Source organism: Tatumella sp. JGM94 (assembly GCF_018257595.1).
Lineage (GTDB): Bacteria > Pseudomonadota > Gammaproteobacteria > Enterobacterales > Enterobacteriaceae > Tatumella > Tatumella punctata.
Window position 1 is genome coordinate 39,838 of the sequence record NZ_JAERJN010000003.1, and the last position, 17,648, is coordinate 57,485.

At 50.5% G+C, this 17,648-nt stretch carries 15 protein-coding genes; 2 read left to right on the forward strand and 13 right to left on the reverse strand.

What is annotated here, in order from left to right; translation table 11 throughout:
* Window positions 1-80: 80 nt before the first annotated feature.
* From dapB to ribF, 6 genes are all read right to left on the reverse strand, one after another.
* Window positions 81-896: a 4-hydroxy-tetrahydrodipicolinate reductase gene (dapB, locus tag JK216_RS03050; protein WP_212710212.1), complete on the reverse strand. Its 816-nt coding sequence runs from the start codon at window positions 894-896 to the stop codon at window positions 81-83.
* Between the two features lie 230 nt (window positions 897-1,126).
* Window positions 1,127-2,080, reverse strand: coding sequence for a 4-hydroxy-3-methylbut-2-enyl diphosphate reductase (gene ispH, locus JK216_RS03055; RefSeq protein WP_212707009.1), 954 nt, complete (start codon window positions 2,078-2,080; stop codon window positions 1,127-1,129).
* Window positions 2,061-2,531, reverse strand: a complete 471-nt coding sequence (gene fkpB / locus JK216_RS03060; protein WP_212707010.1) for an FKBP-type peptidyl-prolyl cis-trans isomerase — start codon at window positions 2,529-2,531, stop codon at window positions 2,061-2,063. Before fkpB ends, ispH begins: the two co-directional genes overlap by 20 nt.
* Window positions 2,532-2,534: 3 nt before the next feature.
* Complete coding sequence (lspA, locus tag JK216_RS03065) at window positions 2,535-3,038, reverse strand: signal peptidase II (protein WP_212711913.1); 504 nt, start codon at window positions 3,036-3,038, stop codon at window positions 2,535-2,537.
* Complete coding sequence (gene ileS, locus JK216_RS03070) at window positions 3,038-5,854, reverse strand: isoleucine--tRNA ligase (RefSeq protein ID WP_212711912.1); 2,817 nt, start codon at window positions 5,852-5,854, stop codon at window positions 3,038-3,040. Before ileS ends, lspA begins: the two co-directional genes overlap by 1 nt.
* A gap of 27 nt (window positions 5,855-5,881) precedes the next feature.
* Window positions 5,882-6,820 carry a bifunctional riboflavin kinase/FAD synthetase gene (ribF, locus tag JK216_RS03075; protein WP_212707013.1) on the reverse strand — a complete coding sequence of 313 codons (939 nt, stop codon included), beginning with the start codon at window positions 6,818-6,820 and terminating at the stop codon, window positions 5,882-5,884.
* Between the two features lie 318 nt (window positions 6,821-7,138).
* Here ribF and rpsT point away from each other — a divergent pair, with 318 nt between their 5' ends.
* Entirely contained in the window at window positions 7,139-7,402 is a 264-nt protein-coding gene (gene rpsT / locus JK216_RS03080) for a 30S ribosomal protein S20 (RefSeq protein WP_212707014.1), read from the forward strand.
* Between the two features lie 129 nt (window positions 7,403-7,531).
* On the opposite strand, the gene nhaA is transcribed toward rpsT, so the two are convergent.
* The 6 genes from nhaA to tal all read right to left on the reverse strand — a co-directional run bounded on the left by nhaA (window position 7,532) and on the right by tal (window position 15,247).
* On the reverse strand, window positions 7,532-8,698 hold the full coding sequence (gene nhaA, locus JK216_RS03085) for a Na+/H+ antiporter NhaA (RefSeq protein WP_212711911.1): 1,167 nt from the start codon (window positions 8,696-8,698) through the stop codon (window positions 7,532-7,534).
* 137 nt (window positions 8,699-8,835) lie between these two features.
* Window positions 8,836-9,975, reverse strand: a complete 1,140-nt coding sequence (gene dnaJ, locus JK216_RS03090; protein ID WP_212711910.1) for a molecular chaperone DnaJ — start codon at window positions 9,973-9,975, stop codon at window positions 8,836-8,838.
* A gap of 102 nt (window positions 9,976-10,077) precedes the next feature.
* A complete protein-coding gene (gene dnaK / locus JK216_RS03095; RefSeq protein WP_212707017.1) occupies window positions 10,078-11,994 on the reverse strand; it encodes a molecular chaperone DnaK in 1,917 nt (638 codons plus the stop codon).
* Between the two features lie 197 nt (window positions 11,995-12,191).
* Complete coding sequence (locus JK216_RS03100) at window positions 12,192-13,484, reverse strand: MFS transporter (RefSeq protein ID WP_212711909.1); 1,293 nt, start codon at window positions 13,482-13,484, stop codon at window positions 12,192-12,194.
* A 119-nt stretch (window positions 13,485-13,603) separates the two neighbouring features.
* Window positions 13,604-14,191, reverse strand: coding sequence for a molybdopterin adenylyltransferase (gene mog, locus JK216_RS03105; RefSeq protein ID WP_212707019.1), 588 nt, complete (start codon window positions 14,189-14,191; stop codon window positions 13,604-13,606).
* Between the two features lie 102 nt (window positions 14,192-14,293).
* Window positions 14,294-15,247 carry a transaldolase gene (gene tal, locus JK216_RS03110; protein WP_212711908.1) on the reverse strand — a complete coding sequence of 318 codons (954 nt, stop codon included), beginning with the start codon at window positions 15,245-15,247 and terminating at the stop codon, window positions 14,294-14,296.
* Between the two features lie 260 nt (window positions 15,248-15,507).
* Between tal and yaaA the strand changes: the two genes are divergently transcribed.
* On the forward strand, window positions 15,508-16,287 hold the full coding sequence (gene yaaA / locus JK216_RS03115; protein ID WP_212710208.1) for a peroxide stress protein YaaA: 780 nt from the start codon (window positions 15,508-15,510) through the stop codon (window positions 16,285-16,287).
* Window positions 16,288-16,354: 67 nt separating this feature from the next.
* On the opposite strand, the gene thrC is transcribed toward yaaA, so the two are convergent.
* Window positions 16,355-17,647, reverse strand: coding sequence for a threonine synthase (gene thrC / locus JK216_RS03120; RefSeq protein ID WP_212711907.1), 1,293 nt, complete (start codon window positions 17,645-17,647; stop codon window positions 16,355-16,357).
* Window position 17,648 lies beyond the last annotated feature (1 nt).

Below are 17,648 nucleotides of genomic sequence, written 5' to 3' on the forward strand. Positions count from 1 at the left end.
AAAAAAAATAAAGAGGAAGTAAAACAAACAACCTCTTTTACAATCAAATAGTTATCGACTGAAATTCACATCACAACACATTATAAATCATTCAAATAAAGCACATCACGCATATCATAAACACCATTTTCACGCTCAAAAACCCAGCCTGCCGCCTTAACTGCTCCCTTTGCAAAAGTCATCCGGCTGGAAGCTTTATGGGTGATTTCAACCCGCTCGCCTATATCAGCAAACATGGCTGTATGTTCACCGACAATATCGCCGGCACGTACCGTAGCAAAGCCGATAGCGTGTGGCTTGCGCTCTCCCGTATGGCCTTCACGGCTATACACCGCATGTTCTGATAAGTCCCAGTTCATCGCTTCAGCAATGGATTCCCCCATCGCTAATGCCGTACCGGAAGGTGCATCCACTTTATACCGGTGATGCGCTTCCGTGATCTCTATATCACTGTATTCACCCATGACTTTTGCTGCCTTTTCCAGCAGTTTAAGCACCAGGTTAACACCGACACTAAAGTTTGCGGCAAAAACAACCGGTATACTGATACCTGCCCTGCGGATAGCCTGCTTACCGGCCTCATCAAAGCCGGTGGTACCAATCACTATCGCTTTTTGATGAGTTTCACAAAATTTAAGGTACTCGAGGCTGGCTTCAGGACGGGTGAAGTCGATGAGCACATCAAAGTTATCCTTTACCGTCAGCAGGTTATCGGTAATCTGCACACCGGTCTTATGGATCCCCGCCAGTTCACCGGCATCACACCCCGTCAGCGAAGACCCGCGACGCACCACGACGGCACCCAGAGTCATATCTCCGGCCAGTGATACAGCCTCAATTAACTGGCGCCCCATTCTCCCGGAGGCTCCGACAATACCTATTCGGATATTTTTCATAACTATTCATTCCTGTGGGTGTGTATATCCTGCCAGCTCAGATTAACCAGCCACCAGAACAGTCACCAGTAAAATAAAAGCATCATTAAAATTTCAGGTTTGATCTGAGATATTATCAGTAAAATCAATGGGGGGTAAAAATTGTTATCCGCGGGAAAAGTCCGCAAGGGAAGCAATAGCCTGTACCATAAAAAGCCCGCAGTATATTGCATGCTGCGGGCTTCGGAGAATTACCGGACTTCTTTTACATCTACCCGTAACTCTTTAGGCACTTCGAAAACAATATTTTCTTCGCGGCCGATTAACTCGACTGCCGCTTCGCCACCAAACTCCCTCAGGCGGGTAATCACCTGCTGTACCAGAATATCAGGGGCCGATGCTCCGGCAGTCACGCCAACACAACTCACACCCTGCAGCCAGCTTTCACGAATATCCTCCGCAGAGTCAATCAACTGAGCATGCTTACCGGCTCTCCGGGCCAGTTCTGCCAGGCGATTAGAGTTTGACGAGTTTTTTGACCCTACCACCAGGATAACATCAGCACGCTCTGACAGATGGCGGACGGCTTCCTGGCGATTGGTGGTTGCATAGCAAATATCATCTTTCCTCGGACCGATGATTGCCGGGAAACGCTGACGCAGCGCATCAATAATCTCTGAAGTATCGTCAACCGACAATGTCGTCTGGGTCATAAAACTCAGATTCGATTCATCTTTAACATTGAGTCTGAAAACATCTTCAGGAGATTCGACAAGGTACATTCCCCCGGCAGGGTTACTGTACTGGCCCATCGTGCCTTCGACCTCAGGGTGGCCGGCATGACCAATCAATATAGCTTCAACACCTTTACGGCTGGCACGGGCGACTTCCATATGGACTTTGGTGACTAACGGACAGGTCGCATCAAATAACATCGTCAGTGAGCGTGCCCTGGCTTCAGCCCTCACTGCCTGAGACACACCGTGGGCAGAGAAAATCAGAATAGCACCATCCGGGACTTCGCTGATCTGTTCAATAAACACTGCCCCGCGGTCACGTAACCCCGCCACTACATAGCGGTTATGTACCACCTCATGGCGGACATAAATCGGGGCACCATACATCTCCAGCGCCCGCTCAACAATACTGATGGCACGGTCAACACCGGCACAAAAACCACGAGGGTTAGCGAGCAGAATTTGCATTTTCGGCCTCCTGTCGTGGATTAACTTCCAGCACTTCAACATTAAAGGTAATCATTTGCCCCGCCAGAGGGTGATTAAAGTCTACCGTGACAGAATCACCGGAAACATCACGGATCACGCCGGGCATTTCACTGCCATCCGGCGCGCTAAACAACATAATCGCCCCCTGTTCAGGCTCACCGGCCTCAGTAAAATCCCTGCGGGAGAAATACCGGATAAGATCCGGACTGGATACCCCGAACCCGTCTTCAGGTGCGAGAGTAAACTGCCGGGTTTCCCCGGCCGTCAGGCCGTGTAAGGCTGTCCCAAAGGCCGGTGAAAGACTGTCATCACCCAGCCGAAACAATGCCGGTTTACCATTAGCGCGTGTTGATTCGGCCAGGGTTCCATCTTCCAGGGTCAGAGTGAAATGGACCAGTAACGAACTATCATGCTGTACCGAGTTACTCATGCCTTACCCTTTATCCGCCTGTTTCGCTGCAGAAGGCAGAAACCCTTCCAGAATCACCAGTGCAGCTCCGATACAAATGGCGCAGTCTGCAAGATTAAAGGTTGCGAAATGCCAGTCTCCGACATAGAAGTCAATAAAATCGACAACAAAGCCGTGCCACATACGGTCCAGTAAGTTCCCCGCAGCACCGCCGATGATCATGGCATAGGCGATATTGGTCATTTTCTGGCTGGCACGGTTTCGGAACATCATCACCAGCAGCGCTATCACTATGGCCACCGCAATACCGGCAAAGAACCACCGTTGCCATCCCCCTTTGTCAGCGAGGAAGCTGAATGCAGCACCGTAGTTACGGGCGTAAAACAGATTCAGGGAAGGCATAAGTGCACGGCTTTCATGCAATTGCATATCAGCCATGACCCACTGTTTACTGACGAAGTCGACAACCATCACCAGTACCGTTACCCATATCCAGCGTAAGCCGGTAGAACACAGAGATTTACTCATCAGGCAAACTTACGCTCTTCGCCGGCACCGGAGACATTGCTGTAACAACGGCCACAGATTTCAGCATGCTGCGGGTTCTTGCCAATGTCTTGCGTGTAGTGCCAGCAGCGCGGACATTTTTCGCCAGCCGCTTTTTGCAGGGTGATTTTCAGCCCTTTAAGCTGTTCACTGTGCACCGCTTCTGCCGGTGCAGACTGATAATCCTGAACCTGTACCTCTGAGGTCAGTAACACAAAACGCAGTTCGTCACCCAGTGCATTCAGCTTTTCTGCCAGCGAGTGATCAGCATACAGCACAACCGATGCTTCCAGCGCGCCGCCGATTTTTTTGTCAGCACGGGCCTGTTCAATCACTTTATTTACCTCACCGCGTACTTTCAGTAATTGCTCCCAGTAAGCATCATTCAGCGTTTCACTTTCTGGCAGATCAAACAGTCCCTGATACCACTCACCGGTAAATACATACTGTTCACGTTGCCCTGCCAGGTGTCCCCAGATTTCGTCAGCCGTGAAGGACATGATCGGTGCCATCCAGCGAACCAGCGCTTCAGCAATATGCCAGAGTGCCGTCTGGCAGCTACGGCGTGCGATGCTGTCAGGTTTAGCCGTATACTGACGGTCTTTAATGATATCCAGATAGAACGAGCCCATTTCCACCGAGCAGAACTGCATCAGACGCTGTACAACTTCATGGAAATCATAACCTTCATATGACGCCAGGATATCCTGTTGTGCAGCCAGCGCACGGCTGACGGCCCAGCGATCCAGTACCACCATATCATCAGCAGCAACCAGGTCAGTTTGCGGGTTAAAACCGTTCAGGTTAGCCAGCAGGAAACGAGCGGTGTTACGGATACGACGGTATGCATCTGCAGAACGTTTCAGAATTTCGTCGGAAACCGCCATTTCACCAGAGTAGTCGGTTGACGCGACCCACAGACGTAAAATATCAGCACCCAGTTTGTTCATCACATCCTGCGGGCTGACCGTGTTACCAATCGACTTAGACATCTTACGGCCCTGACCATCAACGGTGAAACCATGGGTCAGTACCTGACGGTAAGGTGCTTTGCTTTTAATTGCGGTGGAAATCATCAGTGATGACATAAACCAGCCACGGTGCTGGTCAGAACCTTCCAGATAAATATCGGCACTGTGTCCGCCAAACTCAGGACGAACATCCACTACTGAGCAACTGGTAGAACCGGAATCGAACCATACATCCAGAGTATCAGGAACTTTACTGTAGTGTTCTGCATCCGCACCCAGTAACTCTTTGCTATCCAGATCCCACCATGCCTGAATCCCATCCTGTTCAACACGCAGCGCGACCTGTTCCATCAGTTGCAGTGTGTCAGGGTGCAGCTCTTCCGTCTGATTATGGACAAACAGAGCCATTGGCACTCCCCAGGTACGCTGACGTGAAATACACCAGTCAGGGCGGTTAGCCACCATTGACTCAATACGTGCCTGGCCCCAGTCGGGGATCCACTGGACGTCTTTGATTTCTTTCAGCGACTGGGCGCGCAGTCCTTTTTGATCCATGCTGATAAACCACTGCGGGGTCGCGCGGAAGATGATCGGCGTTTTATGACGCCAGCAGTGCGGGTAGCTGTGATGCAGCTTTTCAACGTGCAGCAGTGCACCTTTGTCACGCAGCAACTCAACAATCAGGTCGTTAGCTTTAAATACGTTGACCCCGTCCAGCCCCGGATAGGTTCCCGGGAGGTAGCAGCCGTCCGGTCCTACCGGGTTCGCTACCTCAATACCGTATTTCTGGCCAATAACATAGTCCTCAGGACCATGACCCGGCGCCGTATGTACCGCTCCGGTACCGGCATCCAGCGTGACGTGATCACCCAGTAATACCGGGACATCAAAACCAAGGAACGGATGACGGAAACGCAATAACTCCAACGCATCACCACGGCATTCACCCAGTACTGTCCATTCGGAAATACCGGCACGCTGCAGAACACTTTCCGTTAAATCTTTAGCCAGAATCAGGACATGCCCTTCGGCCTGCACCAGTTGATATTCAAACTCAGGGTTGACGGAGATGGCACGGTTAGAAGGCATCGTCCACGGGGTGGTGGTCCAGATAACCAGTGACACCGGTGCCTCAGGCACACTGACAGAAAATGCGGCAGCAACCGCTGCGCTATCCACCGCATTAAACATGACATCGATAGACGGAGAGGTCTTGTCGTAATATTCGACTTCTGCTTCGGCCAGTGCCGAACGACACTCTGTACACCAGTGTACCGGCTTTGCTCCTTTGTGCAGATGTCCGTTACCGATGATCCGTCCCAGTGCACGGATAATATTTGCTTCGGTATTGAAATCCATCGTCAGGTAAGGACGGTCCCAGTCGCCGAGCACGCCCAGCCGGATAAAGTCTTTTTTCTGTCCTTCGATTTGCTCTGCAGCATATTTGCGACAGGCAGCACGAAACTCCGCCGGAGTGACTTTCTCACCCGGTTTACCAATCATTTGTTCAACTTTATGTTCGATAGGTAATCCGTGGCAGTCCCAGCCAGGCACATAAGGCGCATCGAAGCCAGACAGACCTTTAGATTTAATAATAATATCTTTCAGAATCTTGTTAACTGAGTGACCGATATGAATGCTGCCGTTAGCGTAAGGAGGGCCATCGTGCAGAATAAATGTTTTTTTACCTTTTTTTGCTGCACGGATCGCACTGTACAGATTATCGTCGGTCCATCGCTGCAACATTGCAGGTTCCCGTTTGGCTAAATCGCCACGCATCGGGAACCCGGTTTCAGGTAAGTTCAGGGTAGCTTTATAGTCACTCATCAGATTCTCGGTTCCATATTTCGGCCATTATGCCGTTGTTTTTAGCCCAAAAAATTCGCGGGCCGTCACCACATCTTTGGCAATTTGCGCTTTCAGTTGATCAAGCGATGCAAATCGTTGCTCATTACGTATTTTATGCCGCAATACCACAGAGATATGGCGGCCATATAAATTGATATTTACATCCAGTAAATTAACTTCCAGCTGCTGACGCATCCCTTTTACCGTCGGCCGGGTACCAATATTTGCTACCCCGTAGAAAGACTGTTCAGATATTCCCTGAACTTCTACAGCATAAACCCCTGTTACCGGTGATACGGTCCGTCGCAGCGGTATGTTCGCGGTAGGAAAGCCCAGAGTCCTTCCCAGGGCATCACCGTGGATAACCCGTCCGCTAATCGCATAAGGCCGCCCCAGCAGATGTTCAGCCGTCAGAAAGTCATCGGCCGCCAGAGCTTCACGCACTTTAGTACTGCTGACCCGCTCTCCCTGGTGACAGAATGTCCGGGTATTCACCACATCGAAATGATAGCGGCGCGCCGCCTCCTGTAATAACAGGAAATTCCCTTCCCGGCCAGCGCCGAAACAGAAATCATCACCGACCGTCAGGAACCTGACATCCAGCTTTTCCGCCAGAATATCGCGGATGAAATCATCCGCTGTCAGGGCCGAAAATGCGCCGTCGAAACGTACACAAACAACCGTATCGACCCCGGCCTGTTCCAGATATTTTATTTTTTCACGCAGCCGTGTCAGTCTGGCAGGCACCTGCCCGCGGCAAAAAAACTCCTGAGGCTGTGGCTCGAACAGCATGACCACCACCGGCAGATTACGTTGCCGTCCTTCCTCACAAAGTTGCTTCAGCAGCGCCTGATGCCCGCGATGCACACCGTCAAAATTACCAATAGTCAAAACGCAGCCACCATGCTGCTTTGTGAGATTATGTAAACCGCGGATAAACTTCATGGCCGACTCAACTCGCTGGAAATCGCCGGATTATACCCTTTACGGCGTACAAATTTAACCCGTCAGTGAAGCCTTTCGTCGCTTCTTTACTGCTTTTCATCGTGTTTATTCAGGGCCGGGTAAATTCCCTGCAATTTTGTTGTGAAAAGCTGTATTCATAATCAGGAAGCTGGTAGAATCTTGCGCCATCAATTACGTAACCGGGTGTTGTTTTTTAAACGACGCTTATTTGCACAAATCCATTGACAAAAGAAGGCGCAAAAGGCATAGTCCTCGGCCTTTGATTTGTCCATATAGAACATATTTGGGAGTTGGACCTTGGCTAATATCAAATCAGCTAAGAAACGCGCTGTAACATCTGAGAAACGTCGCAAGCACAACGCAAGCCGTCGCTCAATGCTGCGTACTTTCATCAAAAAAGTATACGCTGCAATCGCTACTGGCGATAAAACAGCTGCGCAGAACGCATTTAACGAAATGCAACCAATCGTGGACCGTCAGGCTGCTAAAGGTCTGATCCACAAAAACAAAGCTGCACGTCATAAAGCTAACCTGACTGCACAGATCAACAAACTGGCTTAATCGTCAGCGCGTTGTCGCTTTGAAAAGAACCGGCTCAGGCCGGTTTTTTTATGTCCGCTGATCTTCTGAAAAAAATGCCAGCCCCCCGATGACAGAGTGCTGACATTCCCCGCAGCGGTGCTGACGGCCTTATCTTTGATACGTAAAACGCCGGCGTAACAGTACATATCCCGCCACCGCAGACAGTACCGAACCACACAGGATCCCCAGCTTCGCCTCATTAATCAGCCGCGTACCGTCCTGACCAAAAGCCAGTGATGCAATAAATATCGACATCGTAAAGCCGATACCACAGAGGATGCCAATAGCAGCAATGTCTTTAATTCCGGTATTTTCCGGTAGCCTGGTCATGCCCAGCCGTGAGCTTATCCAGCATATCAGCGTAATTCCCAGCGGTTTGCCCAACAGTAAACCGGCGATAATACCCAGTGGCAGGGAGGAGATCACATCCTGCATGCTGAGGTTATTCATCACCACGCCGGCATTAGCAAAAGCAAATAACGGCAGGATCAGCCAGCGAACCCAGGGATGCAGGCTGTGTGCCAGTTTCAGGGCTGCAGAGTGCTTCCCCTGCCCTTTAACCGGCATCATCAGGCCCAGTATCACACCGGCAATGGTTGCATGAACACCGGAAGAGAGCACCGCATACCAGAGTGCCACACCAGCCAGCAGGTACAGACTCCGGTAACGCAGCCCGACCCTGTTCATCAGCGCCAGTACTGCCATCACAATAGCCGCTCCCCCTAAAGCAAACCATGACACCTGTCCGCTGTAGAACAGGGCAATAATAATAATTGCCCCGAGATCATCAATCACCGCCAGCGCCATCAGAAAGACTTTAAGTACCGGTGGCACCCGGTTACCGAGCAGCGCCAGAATCCCTAATGCAAAAGCAATATCAGTTGCAGTAGGTATCGCCCAGCCCTGACGAATTTCAGCTAAGCCACCGTTAAATAACAGGAAGATAGCCGCAGGGGCAATCATTCCGCCAATCGCTGCCAGCAGCGGAAATACGGCCTGCTGACGCGTGGCAAGCGCCCCGCTGACCAGCTCCTGTTTAACTTCCAGCCCGACCAGCAGGAAAAATAGTGCCATCAGGGCATCATTTATCCAGAACAGGGTATTCGGAGAGTGCCCGTCGATACTGACGCCAGTCAGCGGCGTAAACTGTAAAAACTGCTGATAGCCCTCAGCACTCCAGCCCATATTAGCCAGAATCAGTGCCAGGCCAGCAGCAACAATTAATACTACGCCTCCGGCTGCTTCACTCCTGAAGATCTTTATCGCTAATGACATCAGAGGATATCCTTTTAATTTGTCACAGGGTTACCGACTGATGATCTCAGTAATTGCTGGTTTTAACAAATATTGCCGGCGAAAGAGCAAAAAAAAACCAGCACCGCAAGGCACTGGTTTTTTCTTCAGCAGGGCAACTAACGGGTCAGATCGTCAAAAAACTTCTTCACACCATCAAAGAACGTTTTTGAACGGGGACTGTTATCCTCGCCTGATGGCCCGCCCAGTGTGTCGCCCAGTTCACTGAGTAACGCTTTTTGTTTATCACTCAGATTCACCGGGGTTTCTACCACCACGCGACACAACAGGTCACCAATAGCGCCACCACGGACTGATTTCACGCCCTTGCCACGCACACGGAACAATTTATCAGTTTGCGTACCGGCAGGGACTTTCAGTTTTACCCGTCCGTCAAGGGTAGGTACTTCAATCTCCCCCCCCAGGGCCGCCAGAGTGAAGTTAATCGGAACTTCACAATACAGGTTATTCTCTTCACGCTCGAAGATAGGGTGTTTTTTCACCGAGACCTGTACATAAAGATCACCGGCCGGAGCACCCTGCTCACCCGCTTCACCTTCACCACTCAGGCGAATTCGGTCACCGGTATCCACACCGGCAGGAATTTTCACTGACAGTGTTTTAGTGGTTTCGACACGCCCGTGACCGTGACAGGCGTTACATGGATCTTTAATCACGGAACCACGTCCCTGACAGGTCGGACAGGGTTGCTGAACCGTAAAGAAGCCCTGTCGCATCTGTACCTGGCCTGCACCATGGCAGGTCGAACAGGTTTGTGGTTTTGAGCCGGCTTTAGCGCCGCTGCCATGGCAGGTATCACATTCCTGCAGGGTAGGAATACGAATTTCTTTGCTTACACCACGGACCGCTTCTTCCAGCGTCAGCTCCATGTTGTAACGCAGGTCGGAACCACGGGCTGCACGCTGGCGACGACCGCCACCGAAAATATCACCGAAAACATCACCGAAGATATCACCGAAATCCGCACCGCCGCCAAAGCCGCCGCCGAATCCGCCACCGCCCATACCGCCTTGTTCAAAAGCTGCATGACCGTACTGATCGTAAGCGGCACGCTTTTGATCATCGGTCAGAATTTCATAGGCTTCTTTGACTTCTTTAAACTGCTCTTCAGCCTTGGTATCGCCTGGGTTACGGTCAGGGTGATATTTCATTGCCAGCCGTTTATAGGCCTTTTTGATTTCACGCTCATCCGCTGTTTTGGATACGCCTAAAACCTCGTAGTAATCACTCTTCGCCATTTTTTATTGCCTTTAACATGATCGCACGGGCGTGGATATTCTCCTACGCCCGTGCTGGTTAGCAACGACAGCTTAGCTGCCGCTTAGCCCGGTCATGGGCAATTACTTTTTGTCTTTAACTTCTTCGAATTCAGCATCGACAACATCGTCATCTTTCTGAGCTGAAGCATCAGCACCTGCACCGGCTGCACCGTTTGCCTGAGCACTCTGCTGTGCCAGTTCCATCAGTTTCCCGGAGACTTCAACCAGGGCCTGAATTTTAGCGTCAATATCTGCTTTATCTTCTGATTTCAGCGCAGTTTCCAGTGCTGTCAGTGCAGATTCGATTGGCGCTTTATCTTCAGCAGATAACTTATCACCGGCTTCTTCTAACTGCTTACGGGTGCTGTGAACAACCTGGTCACCCTGGTTACGTGCCTGAACCAGCTCTTCGAATTTACGGTCAGATTCTGCATTTTGCTCAGCATCACGGACCATTTTTTCGACTTCTTCTTCGTTCAGACCGGAAGAAGCTTTAATGGTGATCTTCTGCTCTTTACCACTGTTTTTGTCTTTTGCAGACACATGCAGGATACCATCCGCATCGATGTCGAAAGTGACTTCAATCTGTGGCATACCCCGTGGCGCAGCCTGAATACCGTCCAGGTTAAACTGACCCAGTGACTTGTTATCAGAAGAACGTTTACGCTCACCCTGCAGTACATGGATAGTTACCGCAGACTGGTTGTCTTCTGCTGTAGAGAACACCTGGCTGTGTTTGGTCGGGATAGTAGTATTTTTGCTGATCAGGCTGGTCATTACACCACCCATCGTTTCGATACCCAGTGACAGCGGAGTCACATCCAGCAGCAATACGTCTTTCACATCACCCGCCAGTACACCCCCCTGAACTGCCGCACCGACAGCTACAGCTTCGTCCGGGTTAACGTCTTTACGTGGTTCTTTACCAAAGAAATCTTTAACTTTGCTCTGAACCAGTGGCATACGGGTCTGACCACCCACCAGGATAACATCATTGATATCAGACACTGACAGACCGGCATCTTTCAGAGCAACTTTCAGTGGCTCGATAGAGCGTGCAACCAGATCTTCAACCAGTGCTTCCAGTTTCGCACGGGTTACTTTGATGTTCAGGTGCTTAGGACCAGTCGCATCTGCAGTCACGTACGGCAGGTTAACGTCAGTCTGCTGGGCAGAAGACAGTTCAATTTTCGCTTTCTCTGCCGCTTCTTTCAGACGCTGCATTGCCAGCGGGTCGTTACGCAGGTCAATACCCTGCTCTTTCTTGAATTCGTCAACCAGATAGTTAATCAGGCGGCTATCGAAGTCTTCACCACCGAGGTGAGTATCACCATTGGTTGCCAGAACTTCGAAGGTTTTTTCACCATCAACTTCATCGATTTCGATAATTGAGATATCGAAAGTACCACCACCCAAGTCGTATACCGCGATAGTACGGTTACCCTGGCCTTTATCCATACCGTAAGCCAGTGCTGCGGCAGTTGGTTCGTTGATGATACGTTTTACTTCCAGACCTGCGATACGGCCAGCATCTTTAGTCGCCTGACGCTGTGCATCGTTAAAGTAAGCAGGAACGGTGATCACAGCTTCGGTTACCGGCTCACCCAGGTAATCTTCGGCAGTCTTCTTCATTTTCTTCAGCACTTCTGCAGAAATCTGCGGAGGTGCCATTTTCTGGCCTTTCACGTCCAGCCATGCATCACCGTTATCAGAACCGATGATTTTGTATGGCATGATTTTCAGGTCACGCTGTACTTCTTCGTCCTGAAAACGACGACCAATCAGACGCTTAATAGCAAATAAAGTGTTTTGCGGGTTAGTCACGGCCTGGCGTTTAGCAGGCTGGCCTACCAGAGTCTCACCATCCTGAGTGTAAGCGATGATGGAAGGAGTGGTACGATCACCCTCAGCGTTTTCCAGAACGCGTGCTTTACCACCGTCCATAATTGCTACGCATGAATTGGTTGTACCCAGGTCAATACCAATAATTTTACCCATCTCTACACATCTCCCACGTAAATTCTGTTGTCGTTCGGATATGAACCATAAATGCGGTCGCTTGTGATTATTTCAAGTGCCGGATTACAAATTTTTTTGATTCACAACTCGCTATGCAAACAAGATGGGGTCAGTTTACCGGCCATCAAGGGCCGGCGTAAAAAAAAGTAAAAAAAACACAGAAATCCCTGACAGTCTCAGCCGGCCGCCTGGCCCGGGAGGCGGGCCTGTAAATGCAGATATCCGCCGATCATTGCCCCGGTGACACACAGCGCGGTGATATACCAGCAAGGTGCCAGTGGCGTCAGACGTAACGCCAGGGTCACAAAGACGGGTGTCAGACCGCCGAAAATAGCGTAAGAAAGGTTATAGGACAGGGAAATACCACTAAAGCGAACTGCCGGAGGAAATGCCCTGACCATAATAAAAGGCACAATCCCCACGGTCCCGACACAGAGACCGGTCAGGGCATAAGCAGCAATCAGGTATTGCGGATGGCTGGCTAAGATATGAAAAAACAGCCAGCTGCTGGCCGCCAGCAACAGGCATCCCACCGACAGACAACGTCCGGCGCCAAAGCGGTCAACCAGCCACCCGGCCAGCATACAGCCTGCCAGCAGCATAACTGTCGCAATACTGTTGGCCTGCAGGCTGAGCGCTGCCGGGATCTGATACATTTTTTGCATCAGCGCCGGTGCCATCAGGATAATCACCACGATAGCGGCAGAAAGCAGCCAGGTCAGGAGCACCGAAATCAGCAGGCTTTTACGATGAAAATTCACCACATTTTTCAGGGGCAGTGCTTCAGACAATGTTTTTTGCTGCTGCATTTTCCGGAATACCGGCGTTTCCTGCAGCCAGCGGCGCAGATATAACGCAATAAAACCAAAGACACCGCCCAGCAGAAACGCCACCCGCCAGCCAACCGCAGCGACTTCATCAGGGGTCATATGCCGGTTAATAGCACCGGCCACCAGAGAACCCAGCAGGATGCCGACCGTCAGTCCGGCTGTCAGCGTACCACAGGCAATTCCGGTACGGTTATCCGGCACATGTTCAGCGACAAATACCCAGGCACCCGGCACTTCACCACCGATTGCCGCCCCCTGTAATAATCGCATCAGCAATAATAATAGCGGAGCGGCCAGTCCCAGACTCTGATAAGAGGGCAATAGTCCCATCGCCAGAGTGGGGATAGCCATCAGCAGAATACTCAGACTAAACATTTTCTTACGCCCGAGAATATCGCCAAAATGAGCCATCACCAGCCCGCCTAATGGCCGTGCAAGATACCCCGCAGCAAAAATCCCGAAAGTCTGAAGTTGCCGCAGCCATTCGGGAATATCGGCAGGGAAAAACAGTTCGCCAATCACGGCCGCAAAAAAGACAAAGATAATAAAATCGTAGAATTCCAGCGCCCCGCCGAGCGCTGCCAGTATCAGGGTTTTATAGTCCTGCGCACTCAGGCGCTCCGCGGCATGGTTATCCATAAATTAAGTCTTTATCCCAGAGGTCAGTTAACAGCGTTAGCTGTAAATATTTCATTACTATATCGGCAATAAGCCGATACACCAGAACCTCTGAAGTTTATCCTTAAAAAATATTATCTTTAGTCGTTTATCTCACGCCTTGCACTTTTTGGACGAAAAGCTGCTACCACTTGCGGATCAGTCTCCACATAGGGCCCGTCAAGCAACTGTAAACAATAAGGTACACTTGCAAAGATACCCGCGACGTTTACCTGCCCTGATGGCGCTTTCAATCCTTCCAGTGTCTCTTTAATCGATTTCGGCTGTCCCGGCAAATTCAGGATCAGCGATTGCTTACGGATCACTGCGGTCTGCCGGGACAGAATAGCCGTAGGCACAAAATTAAGGCTGATTTGTCGCATCTGCTCGCCGAAACCAGGCATTACACGGTCAGCCACCGCCAGTGTGGCATCCGGAGTAACATCACGTAATGCCGGGCCAGTACCGCCGGTGGTAAGCACCAGATGGCAATGATGTTCATCGACCAGTTCAGTCAGTGTCTGCTCAATTAACAATTGTTCGTCGGGGATAACCCGGCTTTCGAGGGTAAAAGGACTGGTCAGGGCCAGTGATAACCATTCGGTCAGTGCAGGGATACCTTTATCCTGATAAACCCCCTGCGAGGCCCGGTCAGATACTGAGACCAGTCCGATACGTAAAGTAGTCATGATATTTCACTTCAGATGAGTGCTGTAGATACAGCCGGGACGGGGAACCACAAACAGTGAATTGACGTCCCGCAGCAGCCAGGCTACCGCGGGCGGGGATGATTACAGTAAATCTGCAATCATTTTTTCCAGTTTACCCTGGTCAATGGCAAAGTTACGGATACCCTGAGCCAGTTTATCAATCGCCATCGGATCCTGGTTATGTTCCCACAGGAATTCGGCTTCTGACATTTTTTCCGAACGGGCTTTTACTTCACCGGTAAAGTTCAGCTTACGCTCGACACTGCCTTCCGTTTCTTTCAGCTCTTTCAGCAGGCCCGGAGAGATGGTCAGGCGATCGCAGCCCGCCAGCTCCAGAATTTCGCCGGTATTACGGAAGCTCGCGCCCATGACAACGGTTTCATAACCATGCTGCTTGTAATAGTTATAAATTTCGGCCACAGAAACCACACCCGGATCTTCATGGGGTGCATATTCTTTTTTATCGGTATTCGCTTTGTACCAGTCCAGAATACGGCCAACAAACGGAGAAATCAGGTAAACACCGGCTTCTGCACAGGCACGGGCCTGGGCAAAAGAGAAAAGCAGTGTCAGGTTACAGTTGATACCTTCTTTTTCCAGACGCTCAGCCGCACGGATCCCCTGCCAGGTAGAGGCCAGCTTGATCAGAATACGATCATTGCTGATACCTGCATCGTTATACAGTTTGATCAGGCTGTGGGCTTTGGCGATACTGGCTTCTGTATCGTAGGAAAGTCTGGCATCAACTTCGGTAGAGATACGGCCCGGGACTAATTTCAGAATTTCCAGCCCGATATTTACCGCCAGTTTGTCAGAGGCGAAAGCAATTTGCTGCTGCTTATCATTACTCTGCTTACGCGCCCATTCGATGGCTTCATCAATCAGCTTACGGTATTCAGGGATTTGTGCCGCGTTGAGGATCAGTGAAGGGTTAGTGGTTGCATCCTGTGGCTGATACAGTTTCATTGCTTCAATATCACCGGTATCGGCAACGACTGTTGTTAACTTGCGCAGTGAGCTAAGTTTGTCCGTCATGTTTGCTTCTCTTCTGTTGAACTGTCAGGGGAAAAAAGCCTCTCCGGATAATATCACGCACTTGACGAGGTGCAAGGCCGCGCCGGGTAAACAATCGCGAAATCGCATTGCTGGTCACGTCGCGGGCCCGCGTAATCCGTGGTAATACACCATTAACCATCGTTGCCGGGTATAGCAACGATTGATCATTCCGTATCACTTTTTTGCTACACTGCGCCCTATCAGTGATCGCCTGCGGGCCTGTAATGAGGAATTAAATAATGTTAATGGTGATATCTCCGGCCAAAACCCTGGATTATGAAAGCCCGCTGGCGACCCGGAAGTACAGCCTGCCTGCACTGTTAAATCAGTCTCAGGAATTAATTGATATTGCCCGCCGGCTGACACCGGCACAGATTGCGACCCTGATGAGCATCAGTGATAAACTGGCACACCTTAACGCAGAACGGTTTAATGACTGGCAGCCGGATTTCACCCCGGAGAATGCCAGACAGGCCATTCTGGCGTTTAAAGGGGATGTTTATACCGGCCTGGCCGCAGAAACGCTGACTGACGATGATTTTGACTTCGCCCAGCAACACCTGCGGATGCTGTCCGGACTTTATGGTGTTCTCCGCCCGCTGGATCTCATGCAGCCTTATCGTCTGGAAATGGGCATAAAGCTTTCCAATCCACAGGGTAAAGATCTTTACAGCTTCTGGGGAGATCAGTTAACAACAGTACTGAATGAAGCGCTGGCCAGACAGGGCGATGATGTTCTGATCAATCTGGCGTCTGATGAATATTTTAAAGGGGTAAAACCCAAACTACTGGCGGGAAAAATCATTAAACCGGTGTTCCTTGATGAGAAAAATGGCAAATTCAAGGTGATCAGTTTTTATGCTAAAAAAGCCCGCGGTATGATGTGCCGTTATATTATCCGGCATCGCCTGACGACCCCGCAACAACTCACTGGTTTCAACAGTGACGGCTATTTTTTTGATGAACAAAGCAGTACTGATCAGGAACTGGTGTTTAAACGCCACCAGCAACAGGCCTGAAACAGCGGTCATCAGTTATGGCCCTGCAAAGGTTGTCCCCTGCAGGGCGGCAAAGATTAGCGGTTTGTCAGACCGTTTTTGTCAGCAGGTACTGTTTCAGTTCAGCAAAATCTGCCGGCAGAGTCTCCGACAGTAATGGCAGGTCTGCACGTTCTGCCAGTTCAGCAGGTAACGGCAGATCTGTCTGCAGGATGTCATCGACGCTGTCTTTAAATTTCGCCGGATGTGCAGTACCAAGGAACAGACCATACTCACCGTCACGTAACTGATCACGCAGCACACGCCAGGCAATTGCGGCATGAGGTTCGGAAATATATCCTTCCGCCGCCAGTTCACGCATCGCTGCACGGGTTTGTTCGTCGCTCAGTGCACCGCAACCAAGTTCATTCAGCTGCCAGGTCTTACGGCGGAATAACTCTTCAACCCGTGGCCAGTTATTCGGCTGGCTGACATCCATCGCATTAGACAGGGTAGCAACCGTCTTATGGGGAGTCCATTCGCCGCTGTGCAAAAACCGCGGCACCGTGTCGTTGGCATTAGTTGCAGCGATAAAACGTTTAACCGGCAGTCCCAGGCTTTTCGCCAGTAATCCTGCCGTCAGGTCACCGAAATTACCACTGGGGACAGAAATGACTAACTGATTACGTTTTTCCTGAGGCAGCTGTGCCACCGCTTCAAAGTAATAACATACCTGGGCCAGTAACCGGCTGATATTGATCGAGTTAGCGGAATTCAGACCAATCGCCTGTTTCAGTGCCTGATCATCAAATGCATGCTTCACCAGTGCCTGACAGGCATCGAAATCGCCGTCCACCGCAATGGTCTGGATATTTCCGCCCAGCGTGCAGAACAGTTTTTCCTGTAACGAACTGATTTTTCCCTGCGGATAAAGGATCACCACACGGATATTTTCCATGCCATAAAACGCGTGGGCAACGGCGGCGCCTGTGTCACCGGATGTCGCAGTCAGAATAGTAATCTTTTCATCGTCGTCGCTGCTCAGAGCCAGCATCTGAGCCATAAAACGGCCGCCAAAGTCTTTAAATGCCAGGGTTGGTCCGTGGAATAATTCCAGACAGGCAACATCTTCAGAGACGGGTTGTACCGGGGCCGGAAAGGTAAATGCCGTTTTTACACGCGCTGTCATTTCCTGCTCAGAGATCTCATCACCGATAAAGGCCGACAGTATTTTGCTGCTGCGGCTGACAAAATCCATCTCCAGCAGGTGATCAATTTCTGTCAGTTCAAAAGCCGGCAATTCATTAGGGAAGAAAAGTCCCTGCCGCGAACCCAGTCCCTGCGTCACCGCCTGAGTAAAACTGACCTGCTCGTTATGGTCTTTCAGATTATATAATTTCATC